Origin of the sequence: Sphingomonas sp. (assembly GCF_017304615.1) — a bacterium.
In the GTDB taxonomy this organism is placed as follows: Bacteria; Pseudomonadota; Alphaproteobacteria; order Sphingomonadales; family Sphingomonadaceae; genus Sphingomonas.
In genome coordinates, this window is the sequence record NZ_JAFKLZ010000002.1 from 594,847 (window position 1) to 610,035 (window position 15,189).

Below are 15,189 nucleotides of genomic sequence, written 5' to 3' on the forward strand. Positions count from 1 at the left end.
CGTCCCTTCGTCTCCCTGCCAAGGTGGTCGGGTGGTCAACCGCCGCGCAGCTGAGCCGGATAGCCGACGTCGGTCGAAGCGGCGGCGATCTTCGCGGGCGTCGCAACCGAGGCGTCGTAGGTGACCGTCGCAGTCTTCGCATCGAAGTCGATCTTGACCAGCTTGACGCCCGCGACGCGGCTCATCGCGGTCTTCACGGTGATGGGGCAGGTCGGGCAGGTCATGTTCTTGATCGCGAACGTCCTCGTTTGCTCGCTCGCCGGTGCGGCGACCGCGACTCTGGCCGGGGCGGCGATGGCGGCGAATCCGGCAGCGCCGGCGAATCCGGCAAGGGCGATGGTCAGGTGGCGTTTCATGTTGTCTCTCCTAGTAGAACAGTGGTGCCCACCACTGCAGCGTCATGGCGAGCACGACGATGATTGTCGCCACCCACAATGCCGTCTTGGTGATGAGCGAGGATTCGGGGCGGGCGCAGTAGCTGCCATCGACACAGTCGGGCTTCCGGCGAAGATAGACGTGCCAGAATCCGCCTGCGAGGAAGGCCAGCGTCACGACGACGAAATAGGGCTTGTAGGGTTCAAGCGCGGTTAGGCTGCCGATCCACGCGCCGGACATGCCGAGCGTGACGAGAATGAGCGGGACGATGCAGCATGAGGACGCCAGCACGGCACCGATGACGCCGCCCGCGGCGAACCAGTGGCTGCGGTTCTTTACGTCGCGCGGCGCCTTCGAACGCCCGTTTTCCACTTCTGCTCCTGTCATCACGCCTTGCTCTCGATTCCGGCCTGTGCTCCATGTAAGGTCTGTAGTGGCTACAGGTTCAAGGGGTTATTTGCGATGTCATTCGCCGCAGCCGATCACCCCCTCAAGCGGGGCGCCCTGGCTCGGCGATTCGGGTGCAACATCGAGACGATCCGATACTATGAGAACATCGCGTTGCTGGCTGCGCCGGAACGCACCTCGGGCGGGCACCGGGTCTATTCGCAAGGGGACCAGGCGCGTCTGGGGTTCATCCTGCGGGCGCGGGAACTGGGCTTCTCCGTCGACGAGCTCCGCAGCCTGCTCAGTCTGTCCGATTCGCGCGTATACACGTGCGGCGAGGTGCTGGCCGTCACCGAGCGCCATCTCGACGACATAGGCAGGAAGATATCGGATCTGCGGCGGCTTCAGCGCACGCTCGCCGACATGTCGGCCCGGTGCGCCGGCGGCGACGTGCCGGAATGCCCGATCATGGATGCGCTCGTCGCGGCCGTGTGACGGACGCTCGCGCCTGCCGCTCCGTTCCGGCGCGTCGGTTCTGGATCAGTCGAAGCGGCGGGCCTTCGGGATTGACTGGCGACCGAGCCGCTCCGTTGACGCAATTCGGGTCCGATCGGCCACGTCGATTAGGCGTGCGCCGATCGCAGGTCGTCGCCCGCCAACAGCACGCCGGGTGCCGATCGGTTGAGGTGGCTAGTGTAGCTGGCCAGTCCGGCCAGCACGTCGGCATCCCCTGGCGGGTTGGGTGAGGAGCAGGCGAAGCAGCTGGTAATCGCGCGGTCCACGTTCGGCTCGGCGCAGATGCGCGGTTGGACGGCGGCCGTTCCGTTTACCGCGACGACATGCGCGATCAGCTGCTCAAGGCAGGCGACACGCGAGCCTGCCTGAGCCGCGGCGACGATGGCCATTGCCGCGATGGCGCGCTTGTCACCGGTGACAAGCAGGCTGCACGCGCGGTTCGCGAGCATCGCCAGCAGTTGGCTCTCGCCCCCGTCAAGCTCGAGGTCGCGGCGGATGGCCTCGGCCTCCAGGTCGGCGGCGGCGGCCATCTCGGCATCGTCGGGCTCGACCAGCGTCATCGCCGTCAGCATGCGCTCGAACGCTGCGGTCGCGCGTGCGGGATCGGCGATGTTCGAAGCACGGGCGAGCCTGCTGCGGACGACGAAGCGCCCGACGCCTAGCATCGCTGGCGGGATCTCGTCGACGGTCGTCACCGCTAGCGTCTCGTCGGCAAGCGCATAGGACGCGGTCTTCAGAATGACGTCGTTGTCCAGCAGGACGCGCTCAGACATTGTCGCCGATCATGACGTTTCGGAGATAGTGGGCGGCTTCGTCCCCCAGCAGGTCCCAATCCAGTTCACCGTCGGCGATCCCGTTCACCTCCCGCCAGGCTGGTTTGCGCTCGCCGTAGATGAAACCGAGCGCGGACATCGCGACCGGCCACAGGCTGCGGCCATGCGCAAGGCACAGTGCCAGCGTGCCCGGCTCGACCCCGTATTCGCCCGTCGCTCGCAGCACCGCCGCGGCGAGCGTGGGGGCGTTGAAGTGGTCGATGTTGGTCTGGATGTCGGGTTCGGGCGAGCCGGTCAGCAACGTCAGCGCGAACCTGTCCGCCTCGTCCTCCTGCTCGTCGCCGTCGCGCGCGAGGGCTGGGTCCTCCAGGTCGATCAGTGCCGGCGCGTCGGCGAGATGGTTGAGCATGACGTGGCCCAGTTCGTGCGCCAGCGTGAACGCCACCGGTGCCGGGTAGGCGGCGTCGCGTCCGAGCAGGATCGCGAACCGCCCGTCGATGCCCACGACCATGGCGTGCATCGACTTCGCCTCGAGTGGGAAGACGCGCAGGTGGATGACCGGGATGCGCAGGGCCCAGCAGGTGCCGAGCAGCGACCCGAGATCGACGAACGGCGACCCGGCCATGATGGCGTCGCGAAGCGCTTCCGCCGCGATCGGGTCGATCGGCCCGGATGGCGTGGCGCGCAGCAGCAGCCGACCGACCGACATCCCGAACGACGTCAGCGCGGCCTTCTGGGCGTCGTCGTGAGTGGACAGGTGCTTGAAGCGCGCCTCGTCGTTCCAGACGAACTCGACGCGTTCGCCAAGGAGTGGCTTGGGCTCGAGGCCGAGCCGGCGCGCGAGCGCGAACCGCAGTTCGGCGCGGCCCGATGGAGTCTCGCCAGCCTCCTCGCTCCACCACGAAGGCCACGCCGCGCGGATCGCGGCGCGGCTGAATCCGGCCTTCCTCAGCCGTTCGATCAGGTTTTCATCGTCGCCCGCCACCGTCCCCCCTGCAGCGTTTACGCGTTCCGGCTAGCACACCGCGAGTCCATCGCGAAGGACGCGTCTCAGATCAGCCTGCCCGGCGCGGCGGTCTCTGTCGCAGGCGCCCCGCGGATCTGGGAGACGAGGTCGCACCAGCTGTCGAGGGGCTGGCGCGAAATGTCGGCGAGGATGGCCAGCCGGCCGGCATCTAGTTCGACGGGATCGGACAGGCGGACCCAGTAGCTGTCGGCTAGCCAAGCGGTGAGGTTCGCCTCGTAGTCCGAACGGTCGTGGTCGAACTGCACGCGTCGCAGGAGTGCGGTCACCTGCGAGAAGCCGACAGGCGCCCCAGTGCCGCCAGCGTTCCGGAACGCCGCCGGGTCGAACGCGTCGCCGCGCCTGATGGTGAGGGGTTTGTCCGACCTGCACATGAGCGCGTGGTGGATGCGCTTGGCGCCACCCGCGCTGTCGCCGCGGCTCGTGACCAGAGCATGTGGCGGCAGCGACCGCTCGACACCCTGCGCGTCTACGTAGCGGCGCCAGATGACGGTGCGCGACGGCGAGACGTCGATGGCCTTCGGCCGCGTCTTCATCACCGAGAAAACCGCGCGGACCGGTATGCCCGCCCGCGCCAGCACGTTCGTCACTTGGGCGGGCGCATTGCCCACGCCCCAGAGGAACGAGCCGCCGCCCGCCTGGCGCTCGCGCTCCTTGCGTTCCACGATCGCATCGAGCCCCTGGCCGGCCTCGGCCTGCATCCGCGACCAGCAGACGTATTCCTCACGATGGGGCGTCTCGGCTTGGGGCCGGACCGCAGCGCTCGGTGCGGCTTCCATCGTCAGGGTCATCGTCCAATCCTCATGATGGTCCCTGTCGCATTCCGGCGCGCGCTGCTCAACGACCGTGATGCCCTCCGGGAAATTAGCGGTGGAAGGAGCTGTGGACCACGTTGTGGACGAACCTTCGGGCAGCTTTCCCGGTTGCACCTTTCGACTGGCAATCGATTCATCTCGACGCGATTCCATCAATCGTTCTCGCTATGTTCCTACGATGCGCGACGGGCTTGCACAAGGATCGCGTTGGTCTTGGCCACGAAAGCAGAATCTTGTGGAGATGGACCCCGCCCCTCATTCCCAGGAACAGGTGTTTCCGCTATGATCGTCATCTGTTCGAGGAGGCGTGATGAAGAAGGTCACGGATAATCAGCTGAATGGCGAGCTTGGCGAGACCAACGTCAAGGCACGTGTGCACCAGCTCGGGCATGTGTTCGAGGGTCGTGGGCGGCTCGAGACCGGCGTCGACGGCACAATCGAGTTCCGCAACCCCGTGAACAGGACGATGACGGGTAAGATGGTCGCCGTCCAGGTGAAGACCACCGCCGAAGGCGTCTATGCCACCGAGACTCCGGCCGGATTCGAGTATCTGCTGAAGCCCGCGGACCTTTCGTATTGGCGGAACACCAACCTTCCCGTGGTGATCGTGCTGCACCGGCTTTCCGACAACACCTTCTTCTGGAAGAGCGTCACGGACGGGATCGCGGGTGACGAGCGGCGTCTCGTCTTCGACAAGGCGACGGACCGGCTGGACGAGGCGGCGATGGACCGCATCGCGATGCTAGCGGTCGAGCGCGGCCGGCTCGGCTCCTTCGTGCCCCCGATGCGCACGGGCGAGCCGGCGCACCTCAACCTGATGCGGGTGGTTCTTCCCGACGAGCTGTTCGTCGCCGACTCGCCGTTCGCCAGCGGTCGGGACGCGGTGCCCACGCTGATCCAGGCCGAAGGGCAGCACTTCGACTGGGTGATCCGGGGCCGCAGGTTCGTGTCGTTCCGCGATCCGCGCGGTGGGCCGCTCGAGGCCATCGTCGATCCCGACACGGTCGAGGCGATCGACACTGAACTCGTCGCGATGAGCGACGACCCCGACGACGAGCTGGTCATGATCGAGTTGCTGCGTCGGACAATGCAGGAGGAGTTCTCGGCCGACCTCGCCTACGACAAGGCGGGCCGCGTGTTCTACTTCCGGGTGGCCGACCGGTATCAGACGCGCCAATACCGCTACCGTTCGCTCCGCGAGATGACTGCGGCGATGGTCGTCCAGGTCTACATGAACAAGAAGCGGCCCGAACAGGTTCACAGCGTGCGGCACCAGGCCTTCTCGCCGCGCTTCGAGCGGATCGGCGACGACTGGTTCCTGTCGATCTCGCCGACCTATTTCTTCACTGAGGACGGCTTCAGGCCGCACCGCTTCGCGCCCGATCTCGTCGCCGGCAAGAAGCGGTTCGACCGCAACGGCACCGTTCGCGGCCAGTTCTTCATGTATCGCTTCCTGCTGTCTCGCGAGAGCATTCCCGACGACGCGCCTGTCGACATGTTCTTCACGCCCGCGGAGGTGCCCGATGTAGACGTCGGGGAGGGGCCGCAGCCGGTCCTCCGCTTCGAGTCGCTCGAGCCTGTGTCCATGGAGGTCTCGGTGCCCGAGGACGCCTGGGTGAAGGTCGACCCCAACGCCGCCCGCATGAAGGCCGAGCCGGAACCGACCGAGCCGCCCGCACAGCACAGCCTGAGGATGACTGCATGAGGTTCGACACGCACTGCCTCGCCGAACCGGATCTCGAATTCGGCGACGGCGGACGCCACCTCGACCCCCGCTACGGGTTGATGGCGCACGGGCCGCTGCAGCCGAAGCCCGGCGACCAGATCCGCATCGGCGTGATCGGCACGACCGAGACCGTCGACGGGTTCGCTGGCTACATGGATCGGGCGATGACCGGCATCGAGGGCGACAACCAGCACCTCGGCAACCTCCATCCCGGCTTTCCGGGGATGGGGAACAGCAACCCGTTCCGATGCAGGTTCGACGTCCCGCAGGATGCCTGCAAGCCGATCCTCGCCCGCGACGTGAAGGAGATCGTCGGTATCCGGAAGCATGACGAGGCGGTGCGCGCCGCGGTCGACCTGCTGATCGACCAGGCGCGGTCGCTGCTAGAGGGTTCGTCCCGTCCCGAGGTCATCGTGGTCGCCTTGCCCAAGCCGCTGATCGAGAAGGTGGTCAACGCGACGTCGTTCGCCGCGGACGACGCGGACGACGCGGATGACGACGAGGCCGGACCGGTCGAGCTCAATTTCCGCGACCTGTTCAAGGCCCGTGCGCTCGCCCTCAACGTCCCGACGCAGATCGCCTGGCCGTCGGTGTGGGACGACACCTTCAAGCTGTCGCACAAGATGAAGAACACCGACCGGCGGGTGCAGGACCCCGCGACCCGTGCCTGGAACATCCTGAACGCGATCTTCTACAAGGCGGGTAAGGCGCCGTGGCGTCTGCCGAAGCCTGACGACGGATACGCCACCAGCTATCTCGGGATCGGCTTCTATCGCGATCTCGACGGGCATCGCCTGTGGACGAGCACGGCGCAGATGTTCGACGAACGTGGCAAGGGTCTGATCCTGCGGGGCGCCCGAGCCCGCACCGATCGACCTGGCAAGCACCCTTATCTCGCGCGCGAGGACGCGTTCGAGCTGGTGAAGCGCTCGCTCGAGCAATACCACCGCACGCATCTGCAGATGCCAGCCCGGCTGGTCATCATGAAGACGAGCCGCTTCGATAAGGGCGAGGCCGAGGGGTTCGCGGCAGCGATCGAGGAGATGAGGGTCGCGATGACCGACATGGTATGGGTGTCGGAAGGCGGTCACACGATGCTGCTGCGCGAGGGCGATTATCCGCCGCTGCGCGGCAGCTTCGTCGAGCTTGGCAGGACGGGGGTGCTCTACACCCGCGGCAGCGTCCCGTATTACGGCACCTATCCCGGTGCCCGCGTTCCACGGCCGCTGCACCTGAGGCCGCACGAGTGCGAGACGCCGCTGGCTAGCCTCGCTGCCGAGTTCCTCGCCCTCACCAAGATGAACTGGAACAGCACCCAGTTCGACCAGGGGCTGCCGATCCCGATCCGGGCGGCGCGCGAGGTCGGGAAGGTGCTCAGGCATGTGAGTTATGGTGATCGCGATCAGTCCGATTATCGCTATTACATGTGATGGCCGCGGGATCGTGCCCGATATACATCGACAGTGAGCGTCCGGCCGTATCGCAGCCCGGCGGCGGGCTGCGATACATCCGATCTGGCACTTAATACGCGCGCCGTGGGCCTTGCCGTGACATCGCCTGAGTCTATCGTCGCCATCATGTCATGCCCTAGCTGCGGAGCGTCTAGGACTATCGATGCGCGCTTCATCCCGAAGGCGTTCGTGACCGAGGTCATCTGCGCCCCGATTCGACCCGACCGAACATGATGACTGGTGAGGCCGAGGGGCTGACTGGATGGCGCAGCGCCGACGCTAGACCGGCGCGGGTGGCATTGATCTCGACACTCGAGGCGAATGGCTACGTGTTCCTGCCGCGACACGCAGGGGATGACGACGTCACGTCGGTGGCCGCCGCCCTTGGCGAGCCGATCGCACCTTGGGGCGGGACGGTCGTGCAGCGGCTTGTGCCGCGCGAGGCGTCGACGCCCAACACCTATAGTGGCCTGTTTGGTCTGGGCCGCTTCCCCTTCCACACCGATCTCGCGCATTGGCGACTTCCACCGCGATATCTCGTGCTCCGCTGCGTGAAGGGTTACGCCGATGTCCCGACCCTGCTGCTTGACGGGCGCTCTATCATCGACGCGGTGTCCCTCGACATCCTACGCCGCTCTGTCGTCCGGCCGCGCCGGCCCCGTTCGGGGGAGATGCGCTTGCTGCGGTTATGGCAGCCTGTGACCGGCGATTGCGACCTCCTTCGCTGGGACGAGGTGTTCCTGAAGCCGGCGAGCCGGATCGGCGCTTTCGCGTTCGGGAAGGTTGGCGAGGAGCTGGAATCGGCGATGCCGATGGAAGTGGCGATGGTCGACGCCGGCGACACGCTGGTCATCGACAACTGGCGGATGCTGCATTCGCGTCCCCCGGTGGCCGCGGGTCGCGAGGACCGGTGCCTGGATCGGGTCTACCTTGGGAGGTTGCATTGAAGCAGACGGTTGAGCCGAGCGCCCTTGCGGCCACGTGGGACCCCCAGGCGCTCTACGACAAGGCCGAGCGCTACATTCAGCAGGTGCATGGCCTCGACAGCGACGAATGGGATCATGCGCTATGGTCGAGCTTGGCGCTTGAGCTGCTGGCGCGCGCGGCGCTCGCAAACATCCACCCCGCATTGCTCGCCGAGCCGGACAAGGCCGGGTCGAATCTCGTCAGCGCATTGGGCTTCGAACCGATCGAGAAGAAGTTCTCGCCCCGGTCCATCGCCGTTGCCGAGGTCTTCCGGCGCCTGGCGGCCATGCTGCCCGACTTCTCCGCGGAGCACGAGGGATTTGGACTCCAGTTCACCGGTCGCCGGAACGCCGAGCTGCACTCCGGCGAGACGGCGTTCGACGGCTGGAAGGGCTCGTCCTGGCAGCCGCGGTTCTATCAGACGTGTGCTGCGCTGCTCTCGTCGATGGGCCTTACGCTCGAGGAGTTCGTCGGCGCCGACGAGGCGAAGGTGGCGGAGTCGTTGATGGCTGCCGCCGCGGACGAGAGCGCCAAAGCGGTGAAGGGCGACGTCGAGGCGCACAGCAAGGTCTGGCAGGCCAAGGGGGCCGACGAACGCGCCCTGCTGCTCGCGCAGGCCGAGCTGTGGGCCACCCGCCAGTCGGGCCATCGGGTCCAGTGTCCGGCCTGCGGATCGCCGGCGTTGGTGGTCGGCGCCCCGGTGTCGGCACCGGTGCGCAAGCTCAACGACGACGAGATCGTCGAGAGGCAGGAATACCTGCCGGGCCATTTCGAGTGCATCGCTTGCGGCTTGAAGATCGGTGGCTTGTCGCGGCTCGCCGTGGTCGGCCTGGCGGACCGTTACACCAGCACCCAGGTGTATGACGCCGCGGAATATTACACCCAGTCGCAGGACGAGTGGGACGGTTACGAGGAGGACAACAACGAGCGATGAGCCTGATCCGCCCCCGCGTCGTCGCACCCGACACGTCGCACTGGGCGAACTGGATCGACGCCGCATTGGGTTCCGATCCGGCGAAGCGATACGCGGCGCGACACTTCCATGAGCGGCTGCTGGACGCGGGGAAGGTGCCCTTCCTGTCGTGGCACCATCTCGAGGAACTGCTGTGCGTCGACAGCACGGCGAATGCGCGAGCACGCGTGACATACCTCCAGGCCGTTCCGATGATCGCATGGATGCGCTTACCGGATGAGCGTGACGGGATCGGCGCGATCACCGACATAATCGCGGCCGAGGCGATCGCGTCCGATGCCGGATGCGCCGATGTCGTGGCGGTCCGCGACCATGTGCGGTCGATGATGATGCGCACCGGCCCCGCGGTCGAGGCGGTGGGCAGCGAAGGCTGGGTATGGGGCGTGGCGCGGCCGGTGATGCTGCAGCGGCGGCCGCACCTGGGCATGGTGACGGCGTTGAGTGGCATGCGCACGATGGACGAGAGCCAGACCGTCGGCGAACTCGCCAGGAAGAGCCGCCGGCCGCCGGAGGAGTGGCGGGCCGCGATGGCCGGGATCCACGCGAAGGCGGTGCGCGAGGCGGTGGAGGCCGATCCCAGGCGCAGCGTCGAGGAGGCGCGGGCGATGGCCGACGACTTCATGGCGCGGGTGCTCGAACTGGCGCCGGCCGACGACATGCCGGTGCGCGACATGATCGTCGCGACCTACGCCGGACAGGGCGTCGATGCCGACGAGGTGCGCGACGAATGCACGATCGCCGAGCTTTCCCGACTCGGCACGTTCCGGTCTCACCTGCGCGTCGTCGCCGAGAAGACCAATCTCCCGTTCGAGCGGTTGAAGCGGGTGCGCATGGAGGCGCTGCCGAGCTGGCGGATCGGGCAGGCGCTGCGCAGGCACGGCCAGAAGCGGGCGCTGCGCCTTGGCAGCGACATGCACGACGAGCACCTGGCGGTGCTCGCCGCCTACACGGACGAACTCTATGTCGATAAGCGAACCCATGAGGACTTTCGTCGCGTGATCCAGAAGGAGCCCGAGCTCGCCCGGCTGTTCGGCCGGGTCGCCAAGGCAAGCCGTTACGACGACCTGGTGGCTGGACGGCCGCCTCTTGAGGACCCTTTTCGCGTCGCCTAGCCGCTCGACGCCGAGCGACGCCCGCGAAGGGCGCGACGAGGATGGCCGGTCGCCTCTCTTACGTGGTCAAGCAACCGTCGCGACGTCATGCGCGCGATCGCCGCCATCGTGGTCTCGTCAGCGTTCGGATTCGTTGAAGCCGGGTCGCGCCACTTAGAGTATGGCGACATCGCGGTCGCCAGGCGGTCGATCTGCTCGTCCGTTGCTCCAAGTCCCGTGGCATTCGCCAGGCGAAGCGCCTTGCCGACGTCGAGCCCGATGTTCCCGCGGCACCACTCGTCATCGAAACCCACATCGAGCAGATGCGAGCTGAGCGCGAGCTGGAACACGATCCCGGCGCGATACAGCCGGTCGCTCGGTCGCATGCTGACCGCCGGGTCCAGGCCGAGGAAGAAGCCTTCGGCGTTGTGGTAGCGGAACCGGCTGAGCGCGCGCTGTTCTCGGTTTCGCGCCAACCTGGGGATACCATCGCCATTGGCCGTTGCTTGGCCGACAAGGCTGCCAGCGGCGGGAGCCGCGATCGCCGCCACGGCAGGCGCCGATGCCAAGCCGACCAATATCGACCTGCGGGTCAGCGCGGTCGGACGACCGCACGGGTCGGTGGGATGTTCCGTGTCGCAGGTCGGCGCGTGGTTGTGTGAAGCGACCGACCGGGTCGTTGGAGCATGCTTCATGATTGGTCCTTTCACGCTTGCCGCGGCGAGAAGAGGCACATCCCTTTCGGCCCCGCTATTCCCAGAAAGGGGGATATGCGCTGGCCTTAGGATGTGCAGGTGGCGGCGCGGTCACCGTCGAGCGACCGCGCCTTTTGCCTCACGCCACGGTGGATGGCTGCCGGCGTCCGGCCTTCGCCTCTGCCTTGGCGCGACGCCGCCGCTCGGCGCGGTTTCCGGCGGGGCGGGGTTCCGCGAGACGGTCGAGCGCCTTGCCGAGCGCTATCGCGCCGTCGGCGTAGCCGAGCCGGGCGAGCGCATCGACGGCATGGATGTTGTCGTCGGAATAGAGCCATTCGTAGAAGCGGTCGCGCGCGTCCGCCGATTTGAAGCGGTGCACGTATAGGGGCTGATAGAACAGTCCCTGCGGACCATGCATGGATTCCGAGATCGCGATCTCGTGTTCATCGTCCATGCGGGTCACCATCGTGCCGATGCACTCGGCCGGGGGCTCAATCTCCATGCGCTCGCGCATGTGCGCGTAGAATGCGGGTCGGCCCAGGCTCTCGGCTAGCTGCCCCCATTCCCGCCAGCGGTCGCGGCGGATCGCCACCCAGCGCAGCAGCGCGTCCATCGAGCGCGCGTCGCCGGCCTCGCGGTGCCAGAGCGGTTCCACGGGTCCGTCGGTCTCGAGCATCGCCTGACTGGCGAGCACGATGCGCAGCGGGTTCCGGTGGTCGATCAAGATGCGATACTGTTCGTCGTTGTCGATGCGGTCCTGAAGCATTTTCCTGTTCCTCGATGGTCATGTCTGGCCATCGACGTTCAGAAGCCTTTTTTCCTCCTGTTGCCGCTGGCAACCACTGCAATCCAATATCCCTGGAACCGGCGCGCCCGTCGGTTGGTCGCGCGATGGTGCGCGCGAAGCAATGCCGCCGGCGAGGCCGCGCTGGGGGTGAGATCCCCGCGCGACCGCTCCATCATGCCTCTTCTGGCGCCGCCGTGTCGGCTTCGCGCTCGATCGGCCCGAGGCGTAGTTCAAGCACTGGTCCGTCGCCCCATTCCAGCACCTGGCGGAAGCCGACGACGAGACTGCCGACGGTCGGCTCGTCACCATCGTCCGGTTGGTAGGCCAAGCTGACACGACCGCCGGTGACGGGTGCGTAGCCGATGCGCCGCAGGTGCCGCGCCGAGGTCAGCCACGCGGTGCCGCGCGGGATGTCCGCCGCGAACACCTCGACACCCTCGATCGTCACGACATGGCGCCCGCGCTCGCGAGGCGTCCGCTGGTAGGAGACCGAGAACCCCGCGAGCGGGTCGTCGCGCCCGAAGCGCAGCCGTCCGAGCCGGTCGATCGAGTCCTGGTGCGCGACGATGAGGACCGGCCTGCCGCCGACGCGGCGCACGAGGTCAGTCATCGCGCGCCAGAACGCCGGATCGTCGAGTTCGCCGTCCGCCTCGACCAATTCCTTCGGCATCCTTGCGAACACGGCGAACGCGTAGCCGCCCGCGGCCTCGCGCGCGTGCTTGGCGATGAATTCGGTCCAGTTGGAGCTCGCCTGCTCCATCTCCGGACGGACCAGCCTACCCTTCCCGATCCCGTTGAACAGCGTTCGCCGCTCGTCGCCCTGCCCCTCGTCGGCGAGGAAAACGCCCACCTCGTCGAACACCGGCACCATCGCGGGTTCTGCGAGCACGTCGGCCTCGATGGCCGTCCGCAGCTCCTCCATCGCGGGCGCGTCGATCTCCTTGGCCAGCAGCCGTTCGCGGCGGCGGCGGGCGATCGCCGTGGTGGCGTCGTCCATCACGCGCACGAGGTTCGCGGTGGCGGCGGCCGGGTCGGCGTCCGGCGCCAACGCCAGGACGGCGCGCGACAGACCCGGCGGTTGGGTGGTGAGGATGTGCCGGTAGCGGTCGAACTCCATCAACATGTCGCGCAGCGACCGGTCGCCGAGCGGTGGCAGGGCCTCGTCCGCCGCGATTGCGTCCAGGTCGTCGGCGACACCCCCCGAGCCCTCGGCGGGCGCGAGCGCGGCGATCAGCGCCATGTCGCCCATGACCAACTGCTCGCGGTCGTGCATCGTGGTCGGCGTGTAGACGCGGCCCGGCACGACGGCGCCCTCGCGCATGTTGTCCATGCTTGAGACCAGCCTGTCTAGCCAGTGTCCGTGGGTGCCGTCCTGATAGCGTTCGCCGACGAGCTGGAGACGGATCAACCCCTCCACGACCGTCTTGAAGTCGAGGCCGCCAGCGTTCGGCTCTGTTGGATCCGAGCCCGCGCCGCCGACCAGCTCGCGCGCCGTGACGGCGGCCAGGTCGCCGACGGCGCCGCCGCCGATCGACCAGACCAGCATCAGCGAGGCGGTGACGAGCAGCACGTCCTGCCGCGCCCCGTCGACGATCTCGGCGAAGATGCCGCCGGGCGCGGGTTGCGGCAGGAACGGGTGGTCCATCCTCGCCGATCGGCCGGCCGCCGCGGCCCAGCCGCCGTCGAGCAGTTCGGGCATCAGAAGCCAGGGGAAGCGGTCGAGGCCGTCGCGCTGCACGTCGAGCAGCGCCGATCCCGGCCAGCGGACGAGCGCCTCGCGGAACAGGCGGGCGCCGGTCTTGTCCCCGTTCCACACGGCGACCGCGAGGCAGTAAGCCGTGTTGGCGAGGTGCTGGCGCAGGAAGGGCCAGGCCGAGACGTAGCGCGACCACACCTCCTCGTCCGGCGTGTCGGCCTCGACCTGCCACCCGTAGACGGGCGAAGCGGTGTTGAGGTTCGCCTCCCACCCTCCGATCATACCCGGCATCACCTTGGCGAGGGCGCGCGCGTCCGAACCGCTGAGGCCGACGCGTTCGCCCACGGCGTTGGCGTCGCCCTCTAGGATCGACCGGCGGGTCACCCACGCCTCGATCGCGTGCATCAGTATCGGCTGCAGGTCCAGGATGCCCTCGGCGACCGATCTGGACAGGCGGACGCCCGGTTCGGCATCGAGCAGGCGATAGGGCACGTAGGCGAGCGCATCGAGGAATCGCTGCTCGTCCGGGATCCTTTCGGCCGCGCGGTCGAACAGACGGCGGTATTGGCGGATCCAGTCGATGTGGGGGGCGTGCCACGCCGCCCCGCTCACCTCGGCGTAGCTGAAGGGTCGCCCCTCCTCCGTCTCGGTCGCGTGCAGACCGAGGAGGAAGCGGTGGTAGCGGACGAGCTCGTCGAGCGCGCCCTCGAAGGCGACAGGCGCGCGGCGATCGATCTGGGCGATGGCGCGGTCCGCCAGCTCCTCCATGATCTGCTCGGGGGTCGGCAGGTCATCCCTCATCGCGGCGCTCCTCGAAACGGAACGCGCGGCTGAGCGCCCATCGCTCGAACGCGGTCAGCGGCACGCCGCCGTTACGCCGGCACCACGCGACCCGTCCCCGCATGGAGCGGTCGAGCGCGGGGGTGAACCAGATCCGCGGACCGGAGCGCGCTGCGCCCGCAGCCGGTGCCGGTTCGGCCGAGCAGCGCTTCGCCCATCTGGCCAGCACCCACCGCACGACGCCCATGTGCACGTCGACAAGCATCGTGTTGGGCGCGAACTCGCGCTCGATCTCTATCTCGCTGCCGGTGCCGAAGGAGTAGCCGAAGAAGGCGCCCGGCGTTCCCGGCTCGACCCGGCCGCCCGCCGCGCCGTAGACCTGCTGGCGGAGGCGGTCGGTGAGCTGCCGCGGCACGACCACGTTCGCGGTGTATCGCTCCCGCAGGCGTTCACGGGCCGAACGCTGCACGAACCGGAACGTCACCGAGACGAAGTGAGCGACGGCCCACAGGTTGACGACGAACCATGCGGTGTGCGCCGACACCAGCGCGAGCTTGAAGACCGGCGAGGCCGAACCGCCGCCCAGCCGGTGGAGGGCGGTCTGCAGCGGCCAGAGGAACTGGATGGACAGGACGGCCGCCAGCGCGATCCCGCTTGCCGTGATCCCGAAGAACATCGATTCGTGATAATACACCTTCACGTCGGTGGTCGCGTCGTCGCGCTGGGCGATCAGCGTGACGAGCGCCAACGCCAGCGAGATCACGCCAAGCAGGCCGATCTGCGCGCCGAGCAGGTAGCTCGGCACGGTCTTGAGCACGTCGACGACCTGGGCCGCCCGTGCCGCCGACATCGCCGCGGTGCCGGGGGCGACGATCCGCGACCACGCCTCGACATTCAGCACGGCGAGGTCGACGATCAGGTAGCGGGCGAGGAAGATGCTGAACGGCGCGCCCATGAGGCTGCGCAGCAGGCGGTGGCCGGCGGCATAGCGCGCGCGGCGCGCGACAGGGTTGCCGGCGAGCTGCCGGCGGACCTCGTGCGCCACGAACCTGTTCACGCTGTCGGTCGGGCCGCCCGGGCCCCAGCCGATCCCCATCCTAAGGCACGCCCCCAATTCGTCCCGGTTGCATCGTC

The 15,189-nt window shown here is 67.8% G+C and carries 15 protein-coding genes; 6 read left to right on the forward strand and 9 right to left on the reverse strand.

Annotated features, from left to right (window positions below; genetic code table 11):
• Nucleotides 1-35 precede the first annotated feature (35 nt).
• Both J0J06_RS11105 and J0J06_RS11110 read right to left on the reverse strand, forming a co-directional pair.
• Nucleotides 36-356 carry a heavy metal-associated domain-containing protein gene (locus J0J06_RS11105; RefSeq protein WP_294041914.1) on the reverse strand — a complete coding sequence of 107 codons (321 nt, stop codon included), beginning with the start codon at nucleotides 354-356 and terminating at the stop codon, nucleotides 36-38.
• Nucleotides 357-366: 10 nt separating this feature from the next.
• Nucleotides 367-747, reverse strand: a complete 381-nt coding sequence (locus tag J0J06_RS11110; protein WP_366931215.1) for a mercuric transporter MerT family protein — start codon at nucleotides 745-747, stop codon at nucleotides 367-369.
• 90 nt (nucleotides 748-837) lie between these two features.
• On the opposite strand from J0J06_RS11110, the gene J0J06_RS11115 reads away from it, so the two are divergent.
• The gene (locus J0J06_RS11115) at nucleotides 838-1,257 is read left to right on the forward strand and encodes a helix-turn-helix domain-containing protein (RefSeq protein ID WP_294041916.1); all 420 of its coding nucleotides are present in this window, start codon (nucleotides 838-840) and stop codon (nucleotides 1,255-1,257) included.
• A gap of 128 nt (nucleotides 1,258-1,385) precedes the next feature.
• On the opposite strand, the gene J0J06_RS11120 is transcribed toward J0J06_RS11115, so the two are convergent.
• The 3 genes from J0J06_RS11120 to J0J06_RS11130 all read right to left on the reverse strand — a co-directional run bounded on the left by J0J06_RS11120 (nucleotide 1,386) and on the right by J0J06_RS11130 (nucleotide 3,866).
• The gene (locus J0J06_RS11120; RefSeq protein ID WP_294041917.1) at nucleotides 1,386-2,051 is read right to left on the reverse strand and encodes a hypothetical protein; all 666 of its coding nucleotides are present in this window, start codon (nucleotides 2,049-2,051) and stop codon (nucleotides 1,386-1,388) included.
• Complete coding sequence (locus J0J06_RS11125; RefSeq protein WP_294041919.1) at nucleotides 2,044-3,036, reverse strand: ImmA/IrrE family metallo-endopeptidase; 993 nt, start codon at nucleotides 3,034-3,036, stop codon at nucleotides 2,044-2,046. Before J0J06_RS11125 ends, J0J06_RS11120 begins: the two co-directional genes overlap by 8 nt.
• A 65-nt stretch (nucleotides 3,037-3,101) precedes the next feature.
• A complete protein-coding gene (locus tag J0J06_RS11130) occupies nucleotides 3,102-3,866 on the reverse strand; it encodes a hypothetical protein (RefSeq protein ID WP_294041921.1) in 765 nt (254 codons plus the stop codon).
• A gap of 334 nt (nucleotides 3,867-4,200) precedes the next feature.
• On the opposite strand from J0J06_RS11130, the gene J0J06_RS11135 reads away from it, so the two are divergent.
• The 5 genes from J0J06_RS11135 (at nucleotide 4,201) to J0J06_RS11155 (ending at nucleotide 10,118) form a co-directional block, all read left to right on the forward strand.
• Nucleotides 4,201-5,595 carry a DUF4365 domain-containing protein gene (locus J0J06_RS11135; protein WP_294041923.1) on the forward strand — a complete coding sequence of 465 codons (1,395 nt, stop codon included), beginning with the start codon at nucleotides 4,201-4,203 and terminating at the stop codon, nucleotides 5,593-5,595.
• Nucleotides 5,592-7,046 carry a hypothetical protein gene (locus J0J06_RS11140; RefSeq protein WP_294041925.1) on the forward strand — a complete coding sequence of 485 codons (1,455 nt, stop codon included), beginning with the start codon at nucleotides 5,592-5,594 and terminating at the stop codon, nucleotides 7,044-7,046. The genes J0J06_RS11135 and J0J06_RS11140 overlap by 4 nt, the downstream gene beginning before the upstream one ends.
• Nucleotides 7,047-7,297: 251 nt before the next feature.
• Entirely contained in the window at nucleotides 7,298-8,014 is a 717-nt protein-coding gene (locus tag J0J06_RS11145) for a hypothetical protein (RefSeq protein ID WP_294041927.1), read from the forward strand.
• Complete coding sequence (locus J0J06_RS11150) at nucleotides 8,011-8,967, forward strand: hypothetical protein (RefSeq protein WP_294041929.1); 957 nt, start codon at nucleotides 8,011-8,013, stop codon at nucleotides 8,965-8,967. The genes J0J06_RS11145 and J0J06_RS11150 overlap by 4 nt, the downstream gene beginning before the upstream one ends.
• On the forward strand, nucleotides 8,964-10,118 hold the full coding sequence (locus tag J0J06_RS11155) for a hypothetical protein (protein WP_294041931.1): 1,155 nt from the start codon (nucleotides 8,964-8,966) through the stop codon (nucleotides 10,116-10,118). Before J0J06_RS11150 ends, J0J06_RS11155 begins: the two co-directional genes overlap by 4 nt.
• On the opposite strand, the gene J0J06_RS11160 is transcribed toward J0J06_RS11155, so the two are convergent.
• The 4 genes from J0J06_RS11160 to J0J06_RS11175 all read right to left on the reverse strand — a co-directional run bounded on the left by J0J06_RS11160 (nucleotide 10,115) and on the right by J0J06_RS11175 (nucleotide 15,151).
• Entirely contained in the window at nucleotides 10,115-10,792 is a 678-nt protein-coding gene (locus J0J06_RS11160) for a hypothetical protein (RefSeq protein ID WP_294041933.1), read from the reverse strand. The genes J0J06_RS11155 and J0J06_RS11160 overlap by 4 nt on opposite strands.
• Before the next feature lie 139 nt (nucleotides 10,793-10,931).
• Nucleotides 10,932-11,558 carry a hypothetical protein gene (locus J0J06_RS11165; RefSeq protein ID WP_294041935.1) on the reverse strand — a complete coding sequence of 209 codons (627 nt, stop codon included), beginning with the start codon at nucleotides 11,556-11,558 and terminating at the stop codon, nucleotides 10,932-10,934.
• 193 nt (nucleotides 11,559-11,751) lie between these two features.
• Nucleotides 11,752-14,076, reverse strand: a complete 2,325-nt coding sequence (locus tag J0J06_RS11170) for a hypothetical protein (RefSeq protein WP_294041937.1) — start codon at nucleotides 14,074-14,076, stop codon at nucleotides 11,752-11,754.
• Nucleotides 14,066-15,151, reverse strand: coding sequence for a hypothetical protein (locus J0J06_RS11175; RefSeq protein ID WP_294041938.1), 1,086 nt, complete (start codon nucleotides 15,149-15,151; stop codon nucleotides 14,066-14,068). Before J0J06_RS11175 ends, J0J06_RS11170 begins: the two co-directional genes overlap by 11 nt.
• Nucleotides 15,152-15,189 lie beyond the last annotated feature (38 nt).

What these genes read in the sequence shown, in the direction of transcription:
- J0J06_RS11105 (WP_294041914.1), bottom strand. Translation starts at nt 356, where the DNA reads ATGAAACGCCACCTGACCATCGCCCTTGCCGGATTCGCCGGCGCTGCC.
- J0J06_RS11115 (WP_294041916.1), top strand. Translation starts at nt 838, where the DNA reads ATGTCATTCGCCGCAGCCGATCACCCCCTCAAGCGGGGCGCCCTGGCT.
- J0J06_RS11120 (WP_294041917.1), bottom strand. Translation starts at nt 2,051, where the DNA reads ATGTCTGAGCGCGTCCTGCTGGACAACGACGTCATTCTGAAGACCGCG.
- J0J06_RS11130 (WP_294041921.1), bottom strand. Translation starts at nt 3,866, where the DNA reads ATGACCCTGACGATGGAAGCCGCACCGAGCGCTGCGGTCCGGCCCCAA.
- J0J06_RS11135 (WP_294041923.1), top strand. Translation starts at nt 4,201, where the DNA reads ATGAAGAAGGTCACGGATAATCAGCTGAATGGCGAGCTTGGCGAGACC.
- J0J06_RS11140 (WP_294041925.1), top strand. Translation starts at nt 5,592, where the DNA reads ATGAGGTTCGACACGCACTGCCTCGCCGAACCGGATCTCGAATTCGGC.
- J0J06_RS11145 (WP_294041927.1), top strand. Translation starts at nt 7,298, where the DNA reads ATGATGACTGGTGAGGCCGAGGGGCTGACTGGATGGCGCAGCGCCGAC.
- J0J06_RS11155 (WP_294041931.1), top strand. Translation starts at nt 8,964, where the DNA reads ATGAGCCTGATCCGCCCCCGCGTCGTCGCACCCGACACGTCGCACTGG.
- J0J06_RS11160 (WP_294041933.1), bottom strand. Translation starts at nt 10,792, where the DNA reads ATGAAGCATGCTCCAACGACCCGGTCGGTCGCTTCACACAACCACGCG.
- J0J06_RS11165 (WP_294041935.1), bottom strand. Translation starts at nt 11,558, where the DNA reads ATGCTTCAGGACCGCATCGACAACGACGAACAGTATCGCATCTTGATC.
- J0J06_RS11170 (WP_294041937.1), bottom strand. Translation starts at nt 14,076, where the DNA reads ATGAGGGATGACCTGCCGACCCCCGAGCAGATCATGGAGGAGCTGGCG.
- J0J06_RS11175 (WP_294041938.1), bottom strand. Translation starts at nt 15,151, where the DNA reads ATGGGGATCGGCTGGGGCCCGGGCGGCCCGACCGACAGCGTGAACAGG.